The organism is Gordonia hankookensis, assembly GCF_014673215.1.
In the GTDB taxonomy this organism is placed as follows: domain Bacteria; phylum Actinomycetota; class Actinomycetes; order Mycobacteriales; family Mycobacteriaceae; genus Gordonia; species Gordonia hankookensis.
This window is the reverse complement of sequence record NZ_JACWMS010000001.1, coordinates 390,848-409,044: the sequence shown is the minus strand read 5'-3', so window position 1 is coordinate 409,044 and position 18,197 is coordinate 390,848. Positions and strand designations below refer to the sequence as shown.

18 protein-coding genes are annotated in these 18,197 nt (G+C 66.0%); 13 read left to right on the top strand and 5 right to left on the bottom strand.

Annotation, left to right across the window (positions count from 1 at the left end; translation table 11 throughout):
• Positions 1–120: 120 nt before the first annotated feature.
• Positions 121–1,188: a PQQ-dependent sugar dehydrogenase gene (locus tag IDF66_RS01885; protein ID WP_388000986.1), complete on the bottom strand. Its 1,068-nt coding sequence runs from the start codon at positions 1,186–1,188 to the stop codon at positions 121–123.
• 193 nt (positions 1,189–1,381) lie between these two features.
• Here IDF66_RS01885 and IDF66_RS01880 point away from each other — a divergent pair, with 193 nt between their 5' ends.
• Positions 1,382–2,506: a DoxX family protein gene (locus tag IDF66_RS01880; RefSeq protein ID WP_190265535.1), complete on the top strand. Its 1,125-nt coding sequence runs from the start codon at positions 1,382–1,384 to the stop codon at positions 2,504–2,506.
• Positions 2,507–2,538: 32 nt separating this feature from the next.
• Here IDF66_RS01880 and ilvD read toward each other — a convergent pair whose 3' ends face one another.
• Positions 2,539–4,383: a dihydroxy-acid dehydratase gene (gene ilvD / locus IDF66_RS01875; RefSeq protein ID WP_190265534.1), complete on the bottom strand. Its 1,845-nt coding sequence runs from the start codon at positions 4,381–4,383 to the stop codon at positions 2,539–2,541.
• A 182-nt stretch (positions 4,384–4,565) separates the two neighbouring features.
• A complete protein-coding gene (locus tag IDF66_RS01870) occupies positions 4,566–5,006 on the bottom strand; it encodes a PH domain-containing protein (RefSeq protein ID WP_317628547.1) in 441 nt (146 codons plus the stop codon).
• A gap of 273 nt (positions 5,007–5,279) precedes the next feature.
• Here IDF66_RS01870 and IDF66_RS01865 point away from each other — a divergent pair, with 273 nt between their 5' ends.
• The 7 genes from IDF66_RS01865 to IDF66_RS01835 all read left to right on the top strand — a co-directional run bounded on the left by IDF66_RS01865 (position 5,280) and on the right by IDF66_RS01835 (position 11,774).
• Positions 5,280–7,238 (top strand): acetolactate synthase large subunit, encoded by a 1,959-nt coding sequence (locus IDF66_RS01865; protein WP_164309077.1) that lies wholly within the window; start codon positions 5,280–5,282, stop codon positions 7,236–7,238.
• On the top strand, positions 7,235–7,738 hold the full coding sequence (gene ilvN / locus IDF66_RS01860) for an acetolactate synthase small subunit (protein WP_164309078.1): 504 nt from the start codon (positions 7,235–7,237) through the stop codon (positions 7,736–7,738). Before IDF66_RS01865 ends, ilvN begins: the two co-directional genes overlap by 4 nt.
• 90 nt (positions 7,739–7,828) lie before the next feature.
• Entirely contained in the window at positions 7,829–8,842 is a 1,014-nt protein-coding gene (ilvC, locus tag IDF66_RS01855) for a ketol-acid reductoisomerase (protein ID WP_164309079.1), read from the top strand.
• Positions 8,843–8,988: 146 nt separating this feature from the next.
• Positions 8,989–9,291, top strand: a complete 303-nt coding sequence (locus IDF66_RS01850; protein WP_164309080.1) for a hypothetical protein — start codon at positions 8,989–8,991, stop codon at positions 9,289–9,291.
• Positions 9,288–10,580: a hypothetical protein gene (locus IDF66_RS01845; RefSeq protein WP_190265533.1), complete on the top strand. Its 1,293-nt coding sequence runs from the start codon at positions 9,288–9,290 to the stop codon at positions 10,578–10,580. Before IDF66_RS01850 ends, IDF66_RS01845 begins: the two co-directional genes overlap by 4 nt.
• 98 nt (positions 10,581–10,678) lie before the next feature.
• On the top strand, positions 10,679–11,386 hold the full coding sequence (locus tag IDF66_RS01840; RefSeq protein ID WP_190265532.1) for a hypothetical protein: 708 nt from the start codon (positions 10,679–10,681) through the stop codon (positions 11,384–11,386).
• Between the two features lie 43 nt (positions 11,387–11,429).
• Positions 11,430–11,774, top strand: coding sequence for a hypothetical protein (locus IDF66_RS01835; RefSeq protein ID WP_190265531.1), 345 nt, complete (start codon positions 11,430–11,432; stop codon positions 11,772–11,774).
• 83 nt (positions 11,775–11,857) lie between these two features.
• On the opposite strand, the gene IDF66_RS01830 is transcribed toward IDF66_RS01835, so the two are convergent.
• The gene (locus tag IDF66_RS01830; RefSeq protein WP_164309084.1) at positions 11,858–12,523 is read right to left on the bottom strand and encodes a chymotrypsin family serine protease; all 666 of its coding nucleotides are present in this window, start codon (positions 12,521–12,523) and stop codon (positions 11,858–11,860) included.
• Between the two features lie 311 nt (positions 12,524–12,834).
• Between IDF66_RS01830 and serA the strand changes: the two genes are divergently transcribed.
• The 4 genes from serA (at position 12,835) to IDF66_RS01810 (ending at position 16,932) form a co-directional block, all read left to right on the top strand.
• Positions 12,835–14,430, top strand: coding sequence for a phosphoglycerate dehydrogenase (gene serA, locus IDF66_RS01825; RefSeq protein ID WP_190265530.1), 1,596 nt, complete (start codon positions 12,835–12,837; stop codon positions 14,428–14,430).
• Positions 14,427–15,437 carry a 3-isopropylmalate dehydrogenase gene (locus IDF66_RS01820; RefSeq protein WP_164309086.1) on the top strand — a complete coding sequence of 337 codons (1,011 nt, stop codon included), beginning with the start codon at positions 14,427–14,429 and terminating at the stop codon, positions 15,435–15,437. Before serA ends, IDF66_RS01820 begins: the two co-directional genes overlap by 4 nt.
• 101 nt (positions 15,438–15,538) lie before the next feature.
• Complete coding sequence (locus IDF66_RS01815) at positions 15,539–15,892, top strand: GntR family transcriptional regulator (protein ID WP_190265529.1); 354 nt, start codon at positions 15,539–15,541, stop codon at positions 15,890–15,892.
• Positions 15,889–16,932: a DUF1648 domain-containing protein gene (locus tag IDF66_RS01810; protein WP_190265528.1), complete on the top strand. Its 1,044-nt coding sequence runs from the start codon at positions 15,889–15,891 to the stop codon at positions 16,930–16,932. The genes IDF66_RS01815 and IDF66_RS01810 overlap by 4 nt, the downstream gene beginning before the upstream one ends.
• Here the strand turns inward: IDF66_RS01810 and IDF66_RS01805 are convergent.
• The gene (locus tag IDF66_RS01805) at positions 16,871–18,004 is read right to left on the bottom strand and encodes an MFS transporter (protein ID WP_263282305.1); all 1,134 of its coding nucleotides are present in this window, start codon (positions 18,002–18,004) and stop codon (positions 16,871–16,873) included. The genes IDF66_RS01810 and IDF66_RS01805 overlap by 62 nt on opposite strands.
• On the opposite strand from IDF66_RS01805, the gene IDF66_RS23900 reads away from it, so the two are divergent.
• A complete protein-coding gene (locus IDF66_RS23900) occupies positions 18,003–18,128 on the top strand; it encodes a hypothetical protein (RefSeq protein WP_263282304.1) in 126 nt (41 codons plus the stop codon). The two genes, IDF66_RS01805 and IDF66_RS23900, sit on opposite strands and share 2 nt — an antisense overlap.
• The last annotated feature ends 69 nt before the right edge of the window (positions 18,129–18,197 follow it).

Genomic DNA, 18,197 nt, shown 5'->3' with positions numbered 1-18,197 from the left:
GGGAACCCTCCGCGACGGGTGAATGATCGATGCTCGATCTGACCAGCATTCGTCCGCGCGTGCGTGTGTTTTCGAGATTATGTCACCAGCAGTTTCCGCAGGTGAACCGGACAGGTCGGGTCAGGTGCGATCTTCGGTCGACGACGGCGGCAGCCACTTCACCACTCGATCGTCGGTACTCACCGGTTTTCCGTACTGCTTGTTGACCGTCGCGAACTGAAGGATGCCGTTCTGCAGTGCCACCATTCGACCCAATGCCCCGTACCGCTTCTCGAGCACCACCACCGGTGGGGTGATCGCCGGCTTCTGCCGGGTCGGTTCGTTGATCGCCTCGATGTGCTGTGTTCGCGTGGTGGAGACGAAGATCGCACCCGACGTCACGGCGCAGCCGGCGATCTGCGGCCGGTCCGGCCAGGTCCACAACACCTTCGGGCCGGACGATTCGAGCACCTGCACGCGATCCTCGGCGGCGGTCTGATCGGCGAAGTACAGCGACCCGGACGTCGTGCTCGGGCACAGCGATACGTTGGAACCGAGACCGGAGGCCAGCGTGCGCGGACGCGGGTTGGCCCCCGATCCGAGTGCGGTCACTGACAAGATCTTCCCGGCCAGTGACGACGGGCTCGCCGCAGCGGAGGGATCGCCTGCGTCACCGGTCGCCACGATCAGTTCGGCAGGGTTGCGGAAGTACATCGCACCCATGTTTCCGTTGGTGCCCTTCGGGATACCGGTCAGGATCGGCTTCGGCACGTCGCCGGGCGCGATCCGCACGACGCGATTGTCGGATGCGGTGGTGATCAGCGCGTAGATCAGTCGGTCCTGCGCGTAGGTCGGTGAGAACGCGAAGTCGATCAGTCCGCCGTCGCCGGATGCGTCGACGGGCACGGTCGCCAGGACACGTTGCGGTCCATAGCGTTTGGTGGTGATGATCTTGCCGGTCGTCCGCTCGGCGACCACCGTGGCATCGCCTTTGTCGTCGCCCGGCATCACCCCTGCGGTGGATGCCAGGCAGGTCGCGATCACGGCAGGATCCGGATCCACACAGGGACCAGGTGGGGGAGGGATGGGTGGCTCGGCGGGTGTCGGGGGCGGCGCCTGCTTCTTCTGCTGTGACTCGTTGTTGGCACTGAACGTGCCCGCGTCCTTCTCTCGGTCCTGCGCGGAGAAGTCCGCGCATCCGCTGATCATCGTCAGGACCGAGAGGATGGCGACGACGGCGCCGACCCGGACCCGATACGTCCGGCCCCCCGATGCCGACCGCTTCCGGCCGCGCATTCCTGTCGGCCACCCCTTGCGCATACGACCCAGAGTAGGTGATCGATTTCGACTCACCGCGTGCTGCTGGAGCCAGGTTCGCCCGACAGCGCATAGAGTCGGGCGTGTGAGCGAACGCGACATGGCTGCAGGCAGCGGTTCCAGTCCGTACGACGAGCCGACGGGCGAGATCGATCTGGGCGAGGACGCCTCGATGCGTCGTCGACAGGTGCCTGCGGATGACCGGGACGAGTTCTACGCCCGACATGCGCTTCCCGAACGGCCCGGCGTCTCGAGAGTCGACGACCTCGATGACATCGATCCCGACGAACTCGACACCCAGGCAATGCCTGCCCGCCCGGCCGCGCAGAGCGGCGCCGCACCCGCCGCGACGCCGACCGAGGCGATCAGACGGCCCGACGATCCCGCCGATGCACAGACCCAGCGGTTTGCGACGCCGCAACCGCGCACCAACCCGCAACCGGTCGAGGACGTCCGCACCGATGACTTCACGGCTGTCCCGCCAACCCGGGTCGCGGCTTCGGAGACCGCCGTGCCGGAGAGCGACGTGTCCGACGCTGTCGCGCCCGGCGTCGGGGATTCCTACGAGGCGGCCCCGGCAGTCGCCGATGAACGTCTCCGGTCGGCGGAGGAGGATCTGTCCGAGGCGCAGCGCCGTGCACGCCGTGGCACCCTCGACATCGGTCTGCTCGTATTACGCGTGGCGGTCGGGGTGATCGCCCTCGCGCACGGGTCGCAGAAGCTCTTCGGCTGGTGGAACGGGCCGCGACTGTCGGGGTTCGAGGACATGCTCCTCAATTCGCCCAACCCGGCCATCGGATTCACTCCCGACGCCGCACGTCCCCTGGCCATAGTGGGCGCGGTCTCCGAGACGCTCGGCGGTCTCATGCTGGTGGTGGGATTGTTCACACCGCTCGCCGCGTCCGCGGTCCTGGGTGTGATGTTGGTCGCCGCGGCCTACAAGGCGACCTTGGCGGGTGGGGTCTGGTTCTTCGCGGCCGATCCGAACGGCGCGGGCATCGAGTACGAACTGCTCATCTGCGCGTGCGCGGTGGCGATCATCCTGACCGGTCCGGGCCGGATCTCACTCGATGCGCCGCGCGGCTGGGCGCGACGACCGGCCTGGGGGTCACTGGCGTTGCTCGTCGTCGGGATCGGTGCCGCAGTCGCCGTCTGGATGGTGTTCAACGGCACCAATCCGTTCGAGTCGCCGGGTAACCCGACCGGCTGACGCCGGCCGGGTCTGCCGGCAATCGTGATCGCTCAGTCGACCACGCGCACAGCGCCTCGGTCGGCCGAGGTGGCCAACTTGGCGTAGGCGCGCAATGCGGTGGTCACCGTCCGCTCACGGTCCTTGGGCTGCCACGGCCGCTCCGACGCCTCCATCTTGGCTCGTCGCTCGGCCAGCACATCGTCGTCGACGAGAACTTCGAGGCGACGGGTCTTGACGTCGATCAGGATCGGGTCACCGTTCTCGATGAGACCGATGACGCCACCTGCCGCCGCTTCGGGCGAGATGTGACCGATCGACAGTCCCGACGATCCGCCGGAGAACCGGCCGTCGGTGATCAATCCGCACTTCTTCCCCATGCCGGTGCCCTTCATGAAGGCGGTGGGGTGCAGCATCTCCTGCATGCCTGGCCCGCCGGACGGCCCTTCGTATCGAACCACGAGGACCTCACCGGCCTGGATCGTCTTGGACAGGATCACCTGGACGGCTTCCTCCTGGCTCTCGACGACTCGGGCCGGACCTTCGAAGTGCCAGAGATCCTCATCGATGCCCGCGGTCTTGAGGATGGCGCCGTCTTCGGCGAGATTGCCGCGTAGCACGCACAACCCACCCTCGACGGTGTACGCGTGTGCGAGATCGCGGATGCAGCCACCCTCGGCATCGGTGTCGAGGGAACTCCACCGGTTCGCGGTGGAGAACGGCGTGGTGGTCCGGACGCCGCCCGGTGCCGCATGGAACAGCTCTCGTGCCTCGTCGAGGGCCTTGCCGCCGCGGACGTCCCAGTCGTCGAGGAACTGGGCGACGGTCGGGCTGTGCACCGTTGATGCGGTGTCGTCGAGAAGCCCGGCCCGGCGTAGTTCACCCAGGATCGCCGGGATGCCACCGGCCCGATGCACGTCCTCCATGTGGTAGTCCGAGTTCGGCGCGACCTTGGACAGGCACGGCACGTTGCGACTGATCTCGTCGATGACCGAGAGGTCGAAGTCGGCGACCTCACCTTCCTGCGCGGCGGCGAGGATGTGGAGCACGGTGTTGGTCGATCCGCCCATCGCGACGTCGAGAGCCATGGCATTGCGGAACGCCGTGGGGGTCGCGATGTTGCGGGGGAGGACCGACTCGTCGTCGTCGCGGTACCAGCGGTTGGCCGCGTCGACCACGACGCTGCCGGCGCGCTCGAACAATGCGCGGCGCGCTTCGTGGGTGGCCAGCGTCGAGCCGTTGCCGGGCAACGCGAGTCCGAGTGCCTCGGTGAGGCAGTTCATCGAATTGGCGGTGAACATACCCGAGCACGACCCACAGGTCGGGCACGCGGATCGTTCGACCTCACTCAGCCCTTCCTCGTCGACATCGCTGTTCGCCGACGCCGAGATCGCGGTGATGAGGTCGGTGGGCGCCTGCGCGACACCGTCGACGACGACGGCCTTGCCGGCCTCCATCGGGCCTCCCGAGACGAACACCGTGGGGATGTTCAGGCGCATCGCGGCGTTGAGCATGCCGGGAGTGATCTTGTCGCAGTTGGAGATACAGACAAGGGCATCGGCTGTGTGGGCGTTGACCATGTACTCGACCGAGTCGGCGATGATCTCGCGGCTCGGGAGTGAATAGAGCATGCCCCCGTGGCCCATCGCGATGCCGTCGTCGACGGCGATGGTGTGGAACTCGCGAGGCACACCACCGGCCGCACGGACGGCGTCGGCGACGATCTCACCGACATCCTTGAGATGCACGTGACCGGGTACGAACTGTGTGTAGGAGTTGGCGATCGCCACGATCGGCTTGCCGAAGTCGTCATCGGTCATTCCGGTGGCCCGCCACAGCGAGCGCGCACCGGCTGCTTCGCGGCCGACGGTGGTGGTTCGGGACCTCAGAGCTGGCATGCAAAATCCTCGGTGTTCGTCGTCCTGCCTGGGCTCGGGCAGGCGTGGAATGGGTGGTGATCTCGACACGGGACGACGGACCGACCTCTGCGGTGGAGGTCACCGGCGGCCGAATGCGTGCGCATCACCGGGTTTCGAGGCTACTCCGCGCCGATCGGGGGTTGCCGAAGGGTTCGTGGTGGTCAGGCCTGGTCGGCCGCTGCCGCCGCGTACGGGTCGGGAATCCGTCCGCGGCTGGCTGCCGACAACCGGGGGAGATCGGCGAAGGTGATGGCGGGCAATCGCACCCGAGCGCCGTTCACCAGGACCGCGCGCACCGAACTCCACCGCGGGAACTGCAGACCGTCGAGTTCATTCCAGGCGATCTCGCGGGTGGAGAAGGTGTGCACCGCCTTCAGCCCGTCTTCGGTCACCACCGTGCGAATCCGCACGATCCACCAGCCGAGGAGTATCGGCAGGGCCAGAGTCCAGCCGAGCCACACCAGTGAGGCCCCCGCCAGGATCACGGCGACGATGAACATCATCGGGACCGCGAAATAGGCGATCCGCTGGATGCGGAACGTCTGGGGCAGTTCCACCTCGGGGGGTGTGGAGTCGGAGGATGCGGCGGATGGGGTAGACACGTCTCCATTGTCTCATCCCGTCGACAGCGCAGATCCACCAGTGATTTCCCACCATGTGAGACGCGATGTCCCGTGGTTTGACTCTTGACATGCGCCGGTCCTACCGTGAAGGCGTGATGCAGCACGATATTCTCGTAGTACTCGGCCGGCGCGTCGTCGCCTGACCGGTCACTTCGTAGACCCTCGAGCATCGACGCGCCACCCTCGAACAGCCCAGCTGTCGGGGGTTTTTTCTTGTCAACAACCAGAACACCAGAAGATGGGGAACGTGCAGTGAGCGCACCAACAGCACGAACCAACGCCGCGACCGGAGCCGATACCTCCCGTGAGACGGCGCCGCGCCAGCAATCACCCGCGGCAGGAAACCTGCGGGCGGTAGGCCAGCACACCGTGGCACCCGAGCGCGTCAGCGGTGCCCAGTCCGTGGTCCGGTCGCTCGAGGAACTCGGCGTCGAGGTGGTCTTCGGCATTCCCGGCGGCGCGGTCCTGCCGGTCTACGATCCGCTGCTGGATTCGCAGAAGGTTCGTCACGTCCTGGTCCGGCACGAGCAGGGTGCGGGACATGCGGCGACCGGTTACGCGCAGATCACCGGCCGCGCAGGCGTCTGCATGGCGACGTCGGGTCCGGGTGCCACCAATCTGGTGACTCCGCTGGCCGACGCACAGATGGACTCGGTGCCGGTCGTCGCGATCACCGGACAGGTCGGGCGTGCGCTCATCGGCACCGACGGCTTCCAGGAGGCCGACATCTCCGGCATCACGATGCCGGTCACCAAGCACAACTTCCTGGTGAGCAACCCGGCCGACATCCCGCGCGTGATCGCCGAGGCGTTCCACATCGCGGAGAGTGGCCGTCCGGGCGCGGTTCTCGTCGACATCCCCAAGGACATCCTGCAGGCGCAGACCACGTTCGCGTGGCCGCCGCAGATCGACCTGCCCGGATATCGTCCGGTCACCAAGCCGCACGGCAAGCAGGTCCGGGAGGCTGCTCGGCTGATCGAGGCGGCCAAGGCGCCCGTCCTCTACGTCGGCGGCGGCGTCATCAAGGCGAACGCGTCGGAGGAGTTGCGGGAACTCGCGGAACTGACCGGCATCCCGGTGGTGACCACACTGATGGCGCGCGGGGCGTTCCCCGACAGCCATCAGCAGCACCTGGGCATGCCGGGTATGCACGGCACGGTCGCCGCGGTGGCCGCCCTGCAACGGAGTGATCTGCTGATCACGCTCGGCGCACGTTTCGACGATCGCGTCACCGGCCAGTTGTCGTCATTCGCACAGAATGCCAAGGTTGTCCACGCGGACATCGACCCGGCCGAGATCGGCAAGAACCGGCACGCCGACGTCCCCATCGTCGGGGATTGCAAAGCGGTCATCGTCGACCTGATCGAGACGATCCGCAATGAGCGGGCCACCACCGCCGGGGCGCCGGACATCTCGGAGTGGTGGAGGTACCTCGACGGGGTCCGCCGTACGTATCCATTGAGCTACGACCGTCAGGCGGACGGATCGATGTCGCCCGAGTTCGTCATCTCGGCCGTCGGCAAGGCAGCAGGTCCCGACGCCGTCTACTGTGCGGGCGTCGGCCAGCACCAGATGTGGGCTGCGCAGTTCATCTCCTACGAGAAGCCCCGAACGTGGCTGAACTCGGGTGGTCTGGGCACGATGGGCTATGCCGTGCCTGCGGCCATGGGTGCCAAGATGGCCGCGCCGGACACCGAGGTCTGGGCCATCGACGGAGATGGCTGCTTCCAGATGACCAACCAGGAGTTGGCCACCTGCGCCATCGAGGGCATCCCCATCAAGGTGGCCTTGATCAACAACGGCAATCTCGGCATGGTGCGGCAGTGGCAGACCCTCTTCTACGAGGAGCGCTACTCGAACACCGACCTCTCGACCCACTCGCGGATGATCCCCGACTTCGTGAAGCTCGCGGAAGCGTTGGGCTGCGCGGCATTCCGGGTCGAGCGCGAAGAGGACGTCGACGAGGTCATCGCCAAGGCCAGGGAGATCAACGATCGGCCGGTGGTGGTCGACTTCATCGTCGGCGCCGATGCCCAGGTGTGGCCGATGGTCGCCGCAGGCACCGGTAACGATCAGATCATGGCGGCCCGCGACATCCGGCCGCTGTTCGACGAGGACGAATCCGCATCGGATCCGGTCGACATCCACGAGACGATGGCGCGTCCGGATCAGGCGAATCGGCCCGCTTCTGCAGGGAAGGAAGACAAGTGAGCACCACTCACACCCTCAGCGTTCTGGTCGAGGACCGACCGGGTGTTCTCGCCCGGGTCTCGAGCCTGTTCTCCCGGCGTGGGTTCAACATCGAGTCGTTGGCGGTCGGACCGACCGAGCTGAAAGGTATCTCGCGGATGACCATCATGGTCACCGTGGACGATTTCCCGCTCGAGCAGGTCACCAAGCAGCTCAACAAGCTGATCAACGTGATCAAGATCGTCGAGCAGGACCCGTCGAGCTCGGTGTCGCGTGAACTGATGATGATCAAGGTCCGGTCCGATTCGTCGGTGCGCGGCGAGGTCATCGAGGTGGTCAACCTGTTCCGCGCGAAGGTCATCGACGTCTCGACCGAATCCTTGACGATCGAGGCGACCGGTACCAGCGAGAAACTCGAGGCGTTGCTGCGGATGCTCGATCCGTACGGAATCCGCGAGATCGCCCAATCCGGCGCGGTCACCCTGGGGCGTGGCCCAAAGAGCATGTCGGCCAACCGCTGACACACGGCGCGAGCCGCACAGAGAAGTACACAGGCCCTCGAGGACTACACAACACTTTGAGGGACAACAGAAATCGAAGGGAATCCAACTGTGGCGATCGAACTGTTCTATGACGACGACGCCGATCTGTCGATCATCCAGGGCCGCAAGGTCGCGGTGATCGGCTACGGCAGCCAGGGACACGCACATTCGCTGTCGCTGCGCGACTCCGGGGTCGATGTCGCGGTCGGTCTGCGTGAGGGCAGCAAGTCTCGCGACAAGGCTGCCGAGCAGGGCCTCAAGGTCATGTCCGCCAAAGAGGCCGCCGAGTGGGCCGACGTCATCATGCTGCTGGCTCCGGACACCTCGCAGGCCAAGATCTTCACCGAGGACATCGAGCCGAACCTGAAGGACGGCAACGCCCTGTTCTTCGGACACGGCCTCAACATCCACTTCGATCTGATCAAGCCTGCCGCGAACATCACTGTCGGCATGGTCGCGCCGAAGGGGCCCGGTCACCTCGTGCGCCGTCAGTTCGTCGACGGCAAGGGCGTGCCCTGCCTGATCGCCGTCGACCAGGATCCGAAGGGTGAGGGCCAGGCCCTCGCATTGAGCTATGCCAGCGCCATCGGCGGTGGGCGTGCCGGGGTCATCAAGACCACCTTCAAGGAAGAGACCGAGACCGACCTGTTCGGTGAGCAGGCCGTGCTCTGCGGCGGTACCGAGGAATTGGTCAAGACCGGCTTCGAGGTGATGGTCGAGGCGGGCTACGCGCCGGAGATGGCCTACTTCGAGGTGCTGCACGAGCTCAAGCTGATCGTCGACCTCATGTACGAGGGTGGCATCGCCCGGATGAACTACTCCGTCTCCGACACCGCCGAGTTCGGCGGCTACCTCTCCGGACCGCGCGTCATCGACGCCGACACCAAGGAGCGGATGCGCGGCATCCTCCGCGACATCCAGGACGGCACCTTCACCAAGCGTCTCGTCGCCAATGTGGAGAACGGCAACTCGGAGCTCGAGGGCCTGCGCAAGAAGAACGCCGAGCACCCGATCGAGGTCACCGGCAAGAAGCTGCGCGATCTCATGAGCTGGGTCGATCGCCCGATCACCGAGACCGCGTAAGCGCCTCGCCCGGCATCCTGTAGCCGTTGTCGCCGATGGTCGGCGACAACGGCTACAGCTTTGTCCACACCCTTCGATCGGCGCCCGGTACCACCCAGTTTGTCCGGTACCATCGCATCGATTCGGACTGTGGCACAGGGGGAGACATGTCTGGGACGACGGTGAATCCGGGGATCTTGCGCGAGTTCTCGGGGACGGTGGAGGAGACCGCGGCAGTCATCCGCGACTCGTCGCTGCCCACGGACCTCCTCGGGATCGCTGCGTGTATGACGGGATCGTCTGCCGCATATGCGTTGACGACCTTGGCTGATGCGCTGCACGATCCGCTGCGGCGAACGGCAGAGGCGTACTCGGCGATGTCCGGCGCGGTTCACAACGCTGCCGGCGAGTTCGAGGCGGCCGATGACGAGTTGGCGGCGGCGTTCAACCGGATTGCATCCGCGCAATGATTCCCAGTCGCTCCGTATTCGAGACGTGGCGACCCGACGCACTCGGGCCGGCCGTGGACGTGGCCAAGTCGTCTTCCGAAACCGTCGACCAGGCCGGCTGGGAGGTGGTTTGGGAGATCTCCGGTCTCAACAACAACGAGAACTGGGATGGTCTCGCATACCGCGCTGCCGGTGACATGGCCGGTCGCGTTCGTGGCCGGACTTCGACATTCGGCAATCTGGGGATGAATGTCGAGGTCGGCGTCCACAAGTTCGGAGCGACTCTGGCAGCTGAACATCGAGCGATCAGCGATCTGGTGCGGATCATCGAATCCGGCGATCTCTACGTCACGGACGACTGGACGGTGCTCGTTCGCGAGAAGGTCATGTCACCGGCGATGGCGAAGCTCTTGGTGCTCGCCGCGACCGGATTCCAGGATCAGTTGAATCCGCATCTGATGAATCTCGGACATGCCGACTACGATCTCGGGAACTTCATTCGGTCGCAAACCATGTCGGTGACTCCCGGACTGTCGGAGTTGTGGAGCGACAGGAATGCACCGAAGGACGCCACGACGGATCCGTATTCTGACGAAACGCGCGGCGAGGACCCGACCAGAGGCCGGGAGAACCAGCAGAAGAAGCTGGCCGAGCACATGATGGGAACAGTCGTCGACAAGGACACGACTTCCACGGACGGGAAGACGGTGACGACCTTGCGGATGCTCGATGGCAGCAGGCAGGTCTACACAGATGCTCATCGTGGTGGGGTGCGGGATACCTTCGACCTGTTCGACGAGAAGGGAAACCTCGTCTCGACGAAGGTGAACAACCCCGATGGGTCGATCGTGACCAGGCTGACGCGTGAGGGGAAGTCGCCGATTGTCGTGCGAGAGACCAAGGACGGCAAGGCGGTTGCCGACGTGGATGGTGTGCAGGTCCAGGTTCCGGGTACCAAGGACGTCGCCCAGGCCTTGGCCAGCGGTGGGATGGCCGCCCTGGAACCCCATGTGGCGGACGGTTTGCCGTACTTGAGTACAGCACAGGCCGAGAAGCTGGCCATCGGGACCAAGGCGGCAGGACCGGCGCTGACGATTCTCGGAACCGCGCTCGCCGTGGCGGATGCCAAGAGCGGTTACGACAAGTGCGTGGCGACCACAGTTGGAGGTGTGAGTCTCGCCGGTGACGTTGCGGTGATGCTGGCCGCGCCGGAGGGAGCCGGCGCATTGACGACTTTCGGGATCACCGCAGGCAGCGGTCTTGCCTTGGGTATGGCTGGGAGCCTCATTGGTCAGGCAGTGTGCAAGTGACATCGAGTCAGCGGTCACTGTTTCCGGTACCGGACGAGTGGTCATCGCGACCGCGCGGCGATTGGTCGGGTGCACTGGTCTACACCGTTCTCGGTACGTTGTTCGCCGGCATCGGTATCGTGGGCTTGGCGGGTGGTCAGCGACTCGGCTTTCTCTGCGCCGAGCTGATTGCGTGCGGAATGATCCTGGACATCTGCTCGATTCTTCGATCAGCGCGGCTACGCACAATGACAACTGCGGGGGTTGCTCCATTCCTCCGGGACGGCGTGTTGACCATCCGGCGTGATCGTCTGATGCGCGGATTCGACATTGCTTCCACCGCAACGTTTGGGGCCGGTGCATTGCTCTTCGCACTGGGGGCCTGGCGTGATGCGGTGCACATTTCGCTCGCGAGCGAGCATGCCGAAAACCTATATCCGCCTGTGGCATTCGTGGTGGGAATCCTCTATATCGGCCACGCGGTGCGGGCGGCCAACGGTGATTCCGCATGGATGATCGTGTCGGAACGGGGGATCAGTGTGCCCTCGCATCGGACCGCCAACGGCCTCGACTGGGGAATCGTCACCGAAGTGACGCCGGTTCTGACGAAGGGCGACAAACGTAACGGGGCATGGATGTCGCTTCGTCCCGGCGAACGGTACGACCAGATCCGGGTTGACGAGTCGTGTCTCGGTGGCCCCGCGACCTTCTGGCTCATCGATTTCTACCATCGGCACCCAGAGTTGAGGGCAGAACTCGGGGGCACGGCAGTGATCAGGCGGTTGCGTGACGGATCGCTGGTGCCGGATGCGCATCGCAATGTCTGACGGAGCGGGGGTATGCAGCGTCCCCGCTGAGTACGTTGAGATCTTGCGGGCGATGGCGATGGATCCCAGCGCCATCGAGCAGATTCGCGAAGCGCTTGCGGACCTGGGCGATGCGCAGTTGAGGAATGCTGTGCTGCCCATCCCGGAGCAGTGGCGGTCTGACGACTACCAGCTGTTCTGCGTCGACCGGCGTGTTCGGCTTGCCGAGTACGAGCGGCGACGCGCGTTGGCAGTCGACGAGTGGGACGCCGACGCCGGCGGCCGAGCAATCGAAGGCCTCACGCCGAACGAGCTCAGCCGCGTCGAGGATTTTGTTCGGACACAGTTCCTGGCCGAACTCTCCGCGTGGTTGCGGCTGCATCCGGGGACTCGATACGACACCGAGTGATTGATCGCCACGTGGTGATTGCGGTACACGAAGGAGGCCCCGGGACCGAAGTCCCGGGGCCTCCTTCGTATGTCGGCCTGCTATCAGATCGGCCGGTATCCGCGATACTGCGGGAGTGATCCGATCCGCTTGAGCACCGGGCCGATGTTGGTGCCTGTCTCGGGGCCGATACAGCCCACGAAGTAGTAGGCGTTCACCATCCCGACCAGGCGGTCACCGACCACCACGGGGCTACCGGAGTCGCCTTCGATCACGCACATCTGACTGAAGTGCGCGTCTCCGTCGGAGAACCAGCTGATGCCGCAGGTGTTGCCCGTGGTCCGGCCCTCCTTGCAGGCGATCGTCGGGAAGGCGAGCGGTCGCGTGTCGACCGATCGGATGGTCACGCCCCGCACAGTGCGCAGGGGGACGACCTTCGCCGGGTTGAACTCGATCACCGCGATGTCGAGATCACTGGCGGAGTACGTGATGGTTCCTGCCTGTCCCCGGTCCTGGAAGGTCTCCGAGTACACCTTCTGCCCCGGCTTGCCACAGTGTCCTGCGGTGATACCGATCAGCTTGCCGGTGTTCGACTTACCGATCGTGGTCAGGGTGCAGGCCGCGGCAGAACTACCGCCCTTGAGCACCAGGATCCCGGAGCCTCCACCGAGATAGACCTTTGCCGGTGCGGCGTGGGCAATGCCAGCCCCCCAGCCGGCCAGCACCGTTGCAGCCAGAACCGCCAACAGTGCCGTCAGCTTCCTCATCATCCACACTCCGCTCGTTCGAGACACAAGAAATCATCGGCCCCGAGAGACGTCGCTCGGGGCCAAGCTCACCGTACCGGTCGGTACCCGCGCAGTGCGCTCCGCGGAATCGTCCCGGGGTCGGTTTGCAACCTATCCGTAATGCCGATCACAATCTACCCGCAAATCGCGGGACCGAGTACGAGCTGTCGAGACCGGCTGCGAATGGGTGACGAGCAGACCACTAAGCTGTTCGCGGAAGTCGTCGCGGTCACCGGAGCGGGTCGCGGTGGTCTCCGCACCGTTCACTTCGCCCCTCGATCATGGAGAATATTGTGACCTCAGCTGGCCGTCCGGTCGTTCTGATCGCCGACAAACTGGCACCCTCGACCGTCGAGGCGCTGGGAGACGACGTCGAGGTGCGCTGGGTCGACGGCCCCGATCGACCGAAGCTCCTCGAAGCCGCCGCCGACGCCGACGCCATCTTGGTTCGTTCGGCCACCACTGTCGACGCCGAGGTCCTCGACGTCGCACCGCGGCTGAAGATCATCGCCCGTGCCGGCGTTGGCCTCGACAACGTCGATGTGCCCGCCGCCACGCAGCGTGGAGTGATGGTGGTCAACGCACCGACCTCGAACATCCACACCGCCGCCGAGCACGCGGTGGCCCTACTGATGTCCGCGGCGCGCCAGATCCCGGCGGCCGACGCCACGTTGCGTGAGCATGCCTGGAAGCGTTCGTCGTTCAACGGCGTGGAGATCTTCGACAAGACGGTCGGAGTGGTGGGACTCGGCCGTATCGGCCAGTTGGTCGCCGCCCGGATGGCCGCCTTCGAGACATCGATCATTGCCTATGACCCCTATGTGTCCCCGGCGCGAGCAGCCCAGTTGGGTATCGAGCTGGTGAGTCTCGACGAGCTGCTCGAGCGTGCCGATTTCATCACCGTGCACCTTCCCAAGACACCGGAGACCCTCGGCCTCATCGGCACGGATCAGCTGGCGCGTACCAAGAAGGGCGTTGTCATCGTGAACGCGGCCCGGGGCGGCCTGATCGACGAGCAGGCGCTCGCCGATGCGATCACGTCCGGTCACGTGCGGGCCGCCGGGCTCGACGTCTACGCAACCGAGCCGTGCACCGACTCGCCGCTCTTCGAACTCCCGCAGGTCGTGGTGACCCCGCATCTCGGCGCCTCGACCAGTGAGGCGCAAGATCGCGCGGGCACCGATGTCGCGAAGAGCGTGCGTCTGGCTCTGGCCGGACATTTCGTGCCCGATGCCGTCAACATCACCGGCGGCACGGTCGACGAGGAGGTCGCGCCATGGCTCGAGGTCGCGCGTAAGGCAGGCGTCCTCGTGGGCGCCATCAGCAAGGAGCCGCCGACCTCGATCGTCGTCGATGTCCGCGGTGAACTGGCGGCCAACAATGTCGACGTTCTCGGGCTGTCGGCGCTGCGCGGGCTGTTCTCGGCCGTGCTCGACGAGCCCGTCACCTTCGTGAACGCGCCGACTGTCGCCGCCGATCGTGGCGTGACCAGCGAGGTGACCACGGCGTCGGAGAGTCCCAACCACCGCAGCGTGGTCGACGTGAAGGCCGTGTTCGCCGACGGGTCGGTGCACAACGTCTCCGGCAGCCTCACCGAGCCCCGTCTCGTCGAGAAGATCGTCAACATCAACGGCCGCAACTTCGATCTGCGTGCCGAGGGACTGAATCTCGTCGTGAGCTATGCCGACGAGCCCGGTTCGCTCGGCAAGATCGGCACGCTGCTCGGTAACGCGGGCATCGACATCCGGGCCGCAGGTCTGTCCCAGGATGCCGAAGGCGGCGGGGCGACCGTGATGCTGCGCGTCAGTGGCCCCCTCGACGACGACCTCATCGCATCCATCGGTGACGCCGTGGGCGCAACTCTCATCGAACAGGTGGACTTGTCATGAAACTCGCCGTCATCGCCGGCGACGGTATCGGCCCCGAGGTCATCGAGGAGGCCGTCGGCGTACTCGAATCCGTTGTCCCCGACGTCTCGACCACCGAGTTCGACCTCGGCGCGCGCCGCTATCACCGAAACGGCGAACTGCTCACCGAGGACGACCTGGAATCGCTGCGCAGGCACGATGCGATCTTGCTCGGCGCGATCGGGGACCCGTCGGTCCCGTCGGGGGTACTCGAGCGGGGATTGCTGCTGAACATGCGCTTCGCGCTCGATCACCACGTCAACCTTCGCCCCTCGCGGCGTCTGCCGGGTGTCACCTCGCCGCTGGCCGGTGACCCCGACATCGATTTCGTGGTCGTCCGCGAGGGGACCGAGGGCCCTTACACCGGAAACGGTGGCGCGATCCGTGTCGGGACCCCGCACGAGGTGGCCACCGAGGTGAGCGTGAACACCCGGTTCGGTGTGGAGCGCGTGGTGCGCAACGCCTTCGAGCGTGCACAGGCGCGTCGGAAGAAGCTGACGCTGGTGCACAAGACGAACGTGCTGACCTTCGCGGGCTCGATGTGGAGTCGGACCGTCGCGGAGATCGGCGCCGAGTATCCGGACGTCAGCACCGACTACTGCCACGTGGATGCGGCAACCATCTATCTGGTCACCGATCCCGGCCGATTCGACGTCATCGTCACCGACAATCTCTTCGGCGACATCATCACCGACATCGCGGCTGCCGTCACCGGTGGTATCGGCCTGGCAGCTTCGGGCAACATCGACGCGACGGGAGCGAATCCCTCGATGTTCGAGCCCGTGCACGGCAGTGCGCCCGACATCGCGGGACAGGGCAAGGCGGATCCGACCGCCGCGATCCTGTCCGCAGCATTACTGCTTGCCCACCTCGGCGAGACGGACGCCGCCGAGCGCGTGGAGAAGGCCGTCATCGACGACCTGGCCGAGCGCGGGTCGGGCGACCTGAAGACCTCGGAGATCGGCCGCCGGATCCGCGAGCGCCTCTAGGGCACAACACCTGCGACCCCCACCTGGACGTATCCGGGTGGGGGTCGTTCGCGTCGGCGGGCCATATTGTTCTAGTTGAAATAGAACTATATGATCTTTGTGTGTTGATCCGTATCGACCCCGCCTCACGCGCCCCGATCTTCGAACAGGTGGCGGCGTCGGTCCGCGGGGCGATCGTCCGCGGCGAGGTGGAAGCCGGTGAACGCCTGCCGGCTGCCCGCGACCTGTCCCGGAGCCTCGACATCAATCTGCATACAGTGCTGCGCGCGTATCAGATGCTGCGTGACGAAGGGGTCGTCGAACTCCGTCGGGGCCGGGGTGCAGTCGTCACGGCAGCGGCTCCGGATCGCTCGGAGTTCGTCGAGGCGATGGACCGGCTCGTGGATGTGGCGCGCCGGTTGGACATCAGGCCTGACGTGCTGGCGGTCGAGATCCGAGAGAGGTGGCAGACGTGAGGAATTCGACGGACGGTCGGAGCGAGGGCGAGGCCGGCATGACCGCCCGGGATCGTCGGATCGTGTGCGCGCTGGCGATTCTGCCGTCGGTGCTGGCGGCGGTGATCGGCGCCATCCTGGTCGCGTCCTGGCGGACGACCCTGCCCGATCCGGTTGCCACGCATTGGTCGTCGGACGGCGCCGACGGGTTCTCCGGTCTGACCTTCGTGATCGTCGCGCCGATCGTGGTGGGGATGGTCGGCCCATTCGTCGGCGCGGCCCTGAGTATCCGGGCCACCGACCCCACGATCATCCGAACAAGTATCGGAATCGTTGCAGGCGTTGTCATCTCGACTGTGGCCGTGATCGTGTCGACCACGGCTTGTCAACGGGGTGTGGCAGATGCCGCCACGGTGCCGACCCCGCAGTGGCAGATCGCGTTGTCGATGGCGATCGGCCTCGCGAGCGGTCTCGGTCTCGCCGCGCTGGTGCCATCATGGACGGCGACGCCGCCGGCCGGTGACATCGGGGAGCGCCCATTCGTGGCGATCGGGGCGGAGGAGCGGATCGTCTGGACCCGGTTCGTCTCACCGTCGCCTGGTGCGTCGCTGATCCTCGGTGGGTCCGTGGTGATCCTCGCGTGCCTGGCCCTGGTGCTGCGCTCGTGGCTCGTCGCGGCGATCCTGCTGATCGTCGTGGTGGCGGCCATCGCGATGTGGGGCACTCGGGTCACCGTGGATCGGACCGGGGTCAGCGTGCGCGGGAGGCTGGGGTGGCCGCGCTCGCATGCCGCGATGCCGGAGATCGACCACGCCGAGGCGGTCCGGGTCCGGGCGCTGCGTGATTTCGGGGGCTTCGGCTATCGCGTCGCAGTTCACGGAGATCTCAAGGGAGCCAAGGGATTCGTGTTGAAATCCGGCTCCGCACTCCTGGTGGTGCGGCAGGACGGTCGACGCGACATCGTGGTGGTCGATGACGCGTCGACCGCCGCAGGTGTGGTCAATCGGCTGCTGGATCCCGAGGGACCAGCGGAACGGCGACCAGCGGGGTCAGGGCAGTGAGGGCGAACGCGAGGGGGAACCCGGCGGCACCGATCAGCGCACCCAGCACCGGTGTGGTGGCGGCCGTCGCGAGATACTGAGCCGTGTTCTGTACCGCCAGACCGCGGCCGCTCCAGCCTGGACCCGCGAACTCGGCGATCGCGGTGAACGCCAAGCCGTTGTCGGCGACCGAGGCGATGGTCGCGATCGCCATCACCACCGGTGCGACCGGACTGTGCAGCCAGTCGGTCAACGCCAGTACCGCCATCGACAACGCCGCGGCGACCGCGATCACGCAGATGGGCCGCATCCGCGAGCCCCACCTGTCCGAGACCCGGCCGGCGGCGATCCGCCCCAATGCCCCGACGACCTGCGTGGCGGTCACCAGTGCGCCTGCTGCGCCGGGCGACCAGTGGTGCGCGACGATCAGCCAGGTGGGCACGAAGGTCCACATCATCGACTGTGGGATCACCAGCAGCACACTGACTCCGTGTACGCGGGCCAGGAAACTGCCTGCGCGGTACGGGTTGTCGGTCCTGTGCGGGGCGCCCGACGGCTGGGTACCGGCCAATGGAGGGTCGACGATCCCGATCACGCACGCGACCAGACCCAGGGCGGTCACGGTGACCGGGATGAGGAGTGCGGCTGTGACACCGTAGGACTGGGCAGTGAACGGCATGGTGAGCGCGCAGACTCCGATGCCCAGGGGCTGTGCCATCTGGCGAACGCCCATCGCGGTTCCGCGCTGGTGGGCGGGGAACCAGCCGACGACGATCCGGCCACTCGCGCCGTTGGCCGCGCCTGCGCCCAGGCCACCGACGAACAGGCCGGTCGCCAGCACCCAGTAGGGCGCGTCGAGGGCCGAGACCACTGCGGTGGCCGCCGTGCCCGCCAGCGTGATGCACAGGGAGATGATCAGCACCCGGCGTTCGCCGAACCGATCGAGCAGCGCACCCCACGGGATGATCAGCAGCATCAGGCCCACGGTCGGAATGGTGGCCAGAACGGATGCCTGCGTGAGGGACAGCCCGTGGTCGGTGTGGAGCGCCGGGATGAGATAGGCCACACCGCTGACGGCACAGGTCGTGGTCATGGCCGCCACCAACGCGCAACACAGCATGGCCCATCGGCGCCGCGGTGACATCGTCACCGCCGCCGGTCCGGCCGTCGACCGGGTTGTCCCGACGCCGTTCACACGATCACCTCATCTCAAATAGTGGAACGCAACGTCCATATTCTAGAACGCGAGAAGTTCACGTCAAACCGGTGTCCCGAGTTGTGGGAAA

Excerpts from the sequence above, each read along its gene's own strand:
- IDF66_RS01885 (WP_388000986.1), bottom strand. The coding sequence starts at position 1,188 with ATGATCAGCGGATGCGCGGACTTCTCCGCGCAGGACCGAGAGAAGGAC.
- ilvD (WP_190265534.1), bottom strand. The coding sequence starts at position 4,383 with ATGCCAGCTCTGAGGTCCCGAACCACCACCGTCGGCCGCGAAGCAGCC.
- IDF66_RS01850 (WP_164309080.1), top strand. The coding sequence starts at position 8,989 with ATGTCTGGGACGACGGTGAATCCGGGGATCTTGCGCGAGTTCTCGGGG.
- IDF66_RS01845 (WP_190265533.1), top strand. The coding sequence starts at position 9,288 with ATGATTCCCAGTCGCTCCGTATTCGAGACGTGGCGACCCGACGCACTC.
- IDF66_RS01830 (WP_164309084.1), bottom strand. The coding sequence starts at position 12,523 with ATGATGAGGAAGCTGACGGCACTGTTGGCGGTTCTGGCTGCAACGGTG.
- IDF66_RS01820 (WP_164309086.1), top strand. The coding sequence starts at position 14,427 with ATGAAACTCGCCGTCATCGCCGGCGACGGTATCGGCCCCGAGGTCATC.
- IDF66_RS23900 (WP_263282304.1), top strand. The coding sequence starts at position 18,003 with ATGGCCGCCACCAACGCGCAACACAGCATGGCCCATCGGCGCCGCGGT.
- IDF66_RS01805 (WP_263282305.1), bottom strand. The coding sequence starts at position 18,004 with ATGACCACGACCTGTGCCGTCAGCGGTGTGGCCTATCTCATCCCGGCG.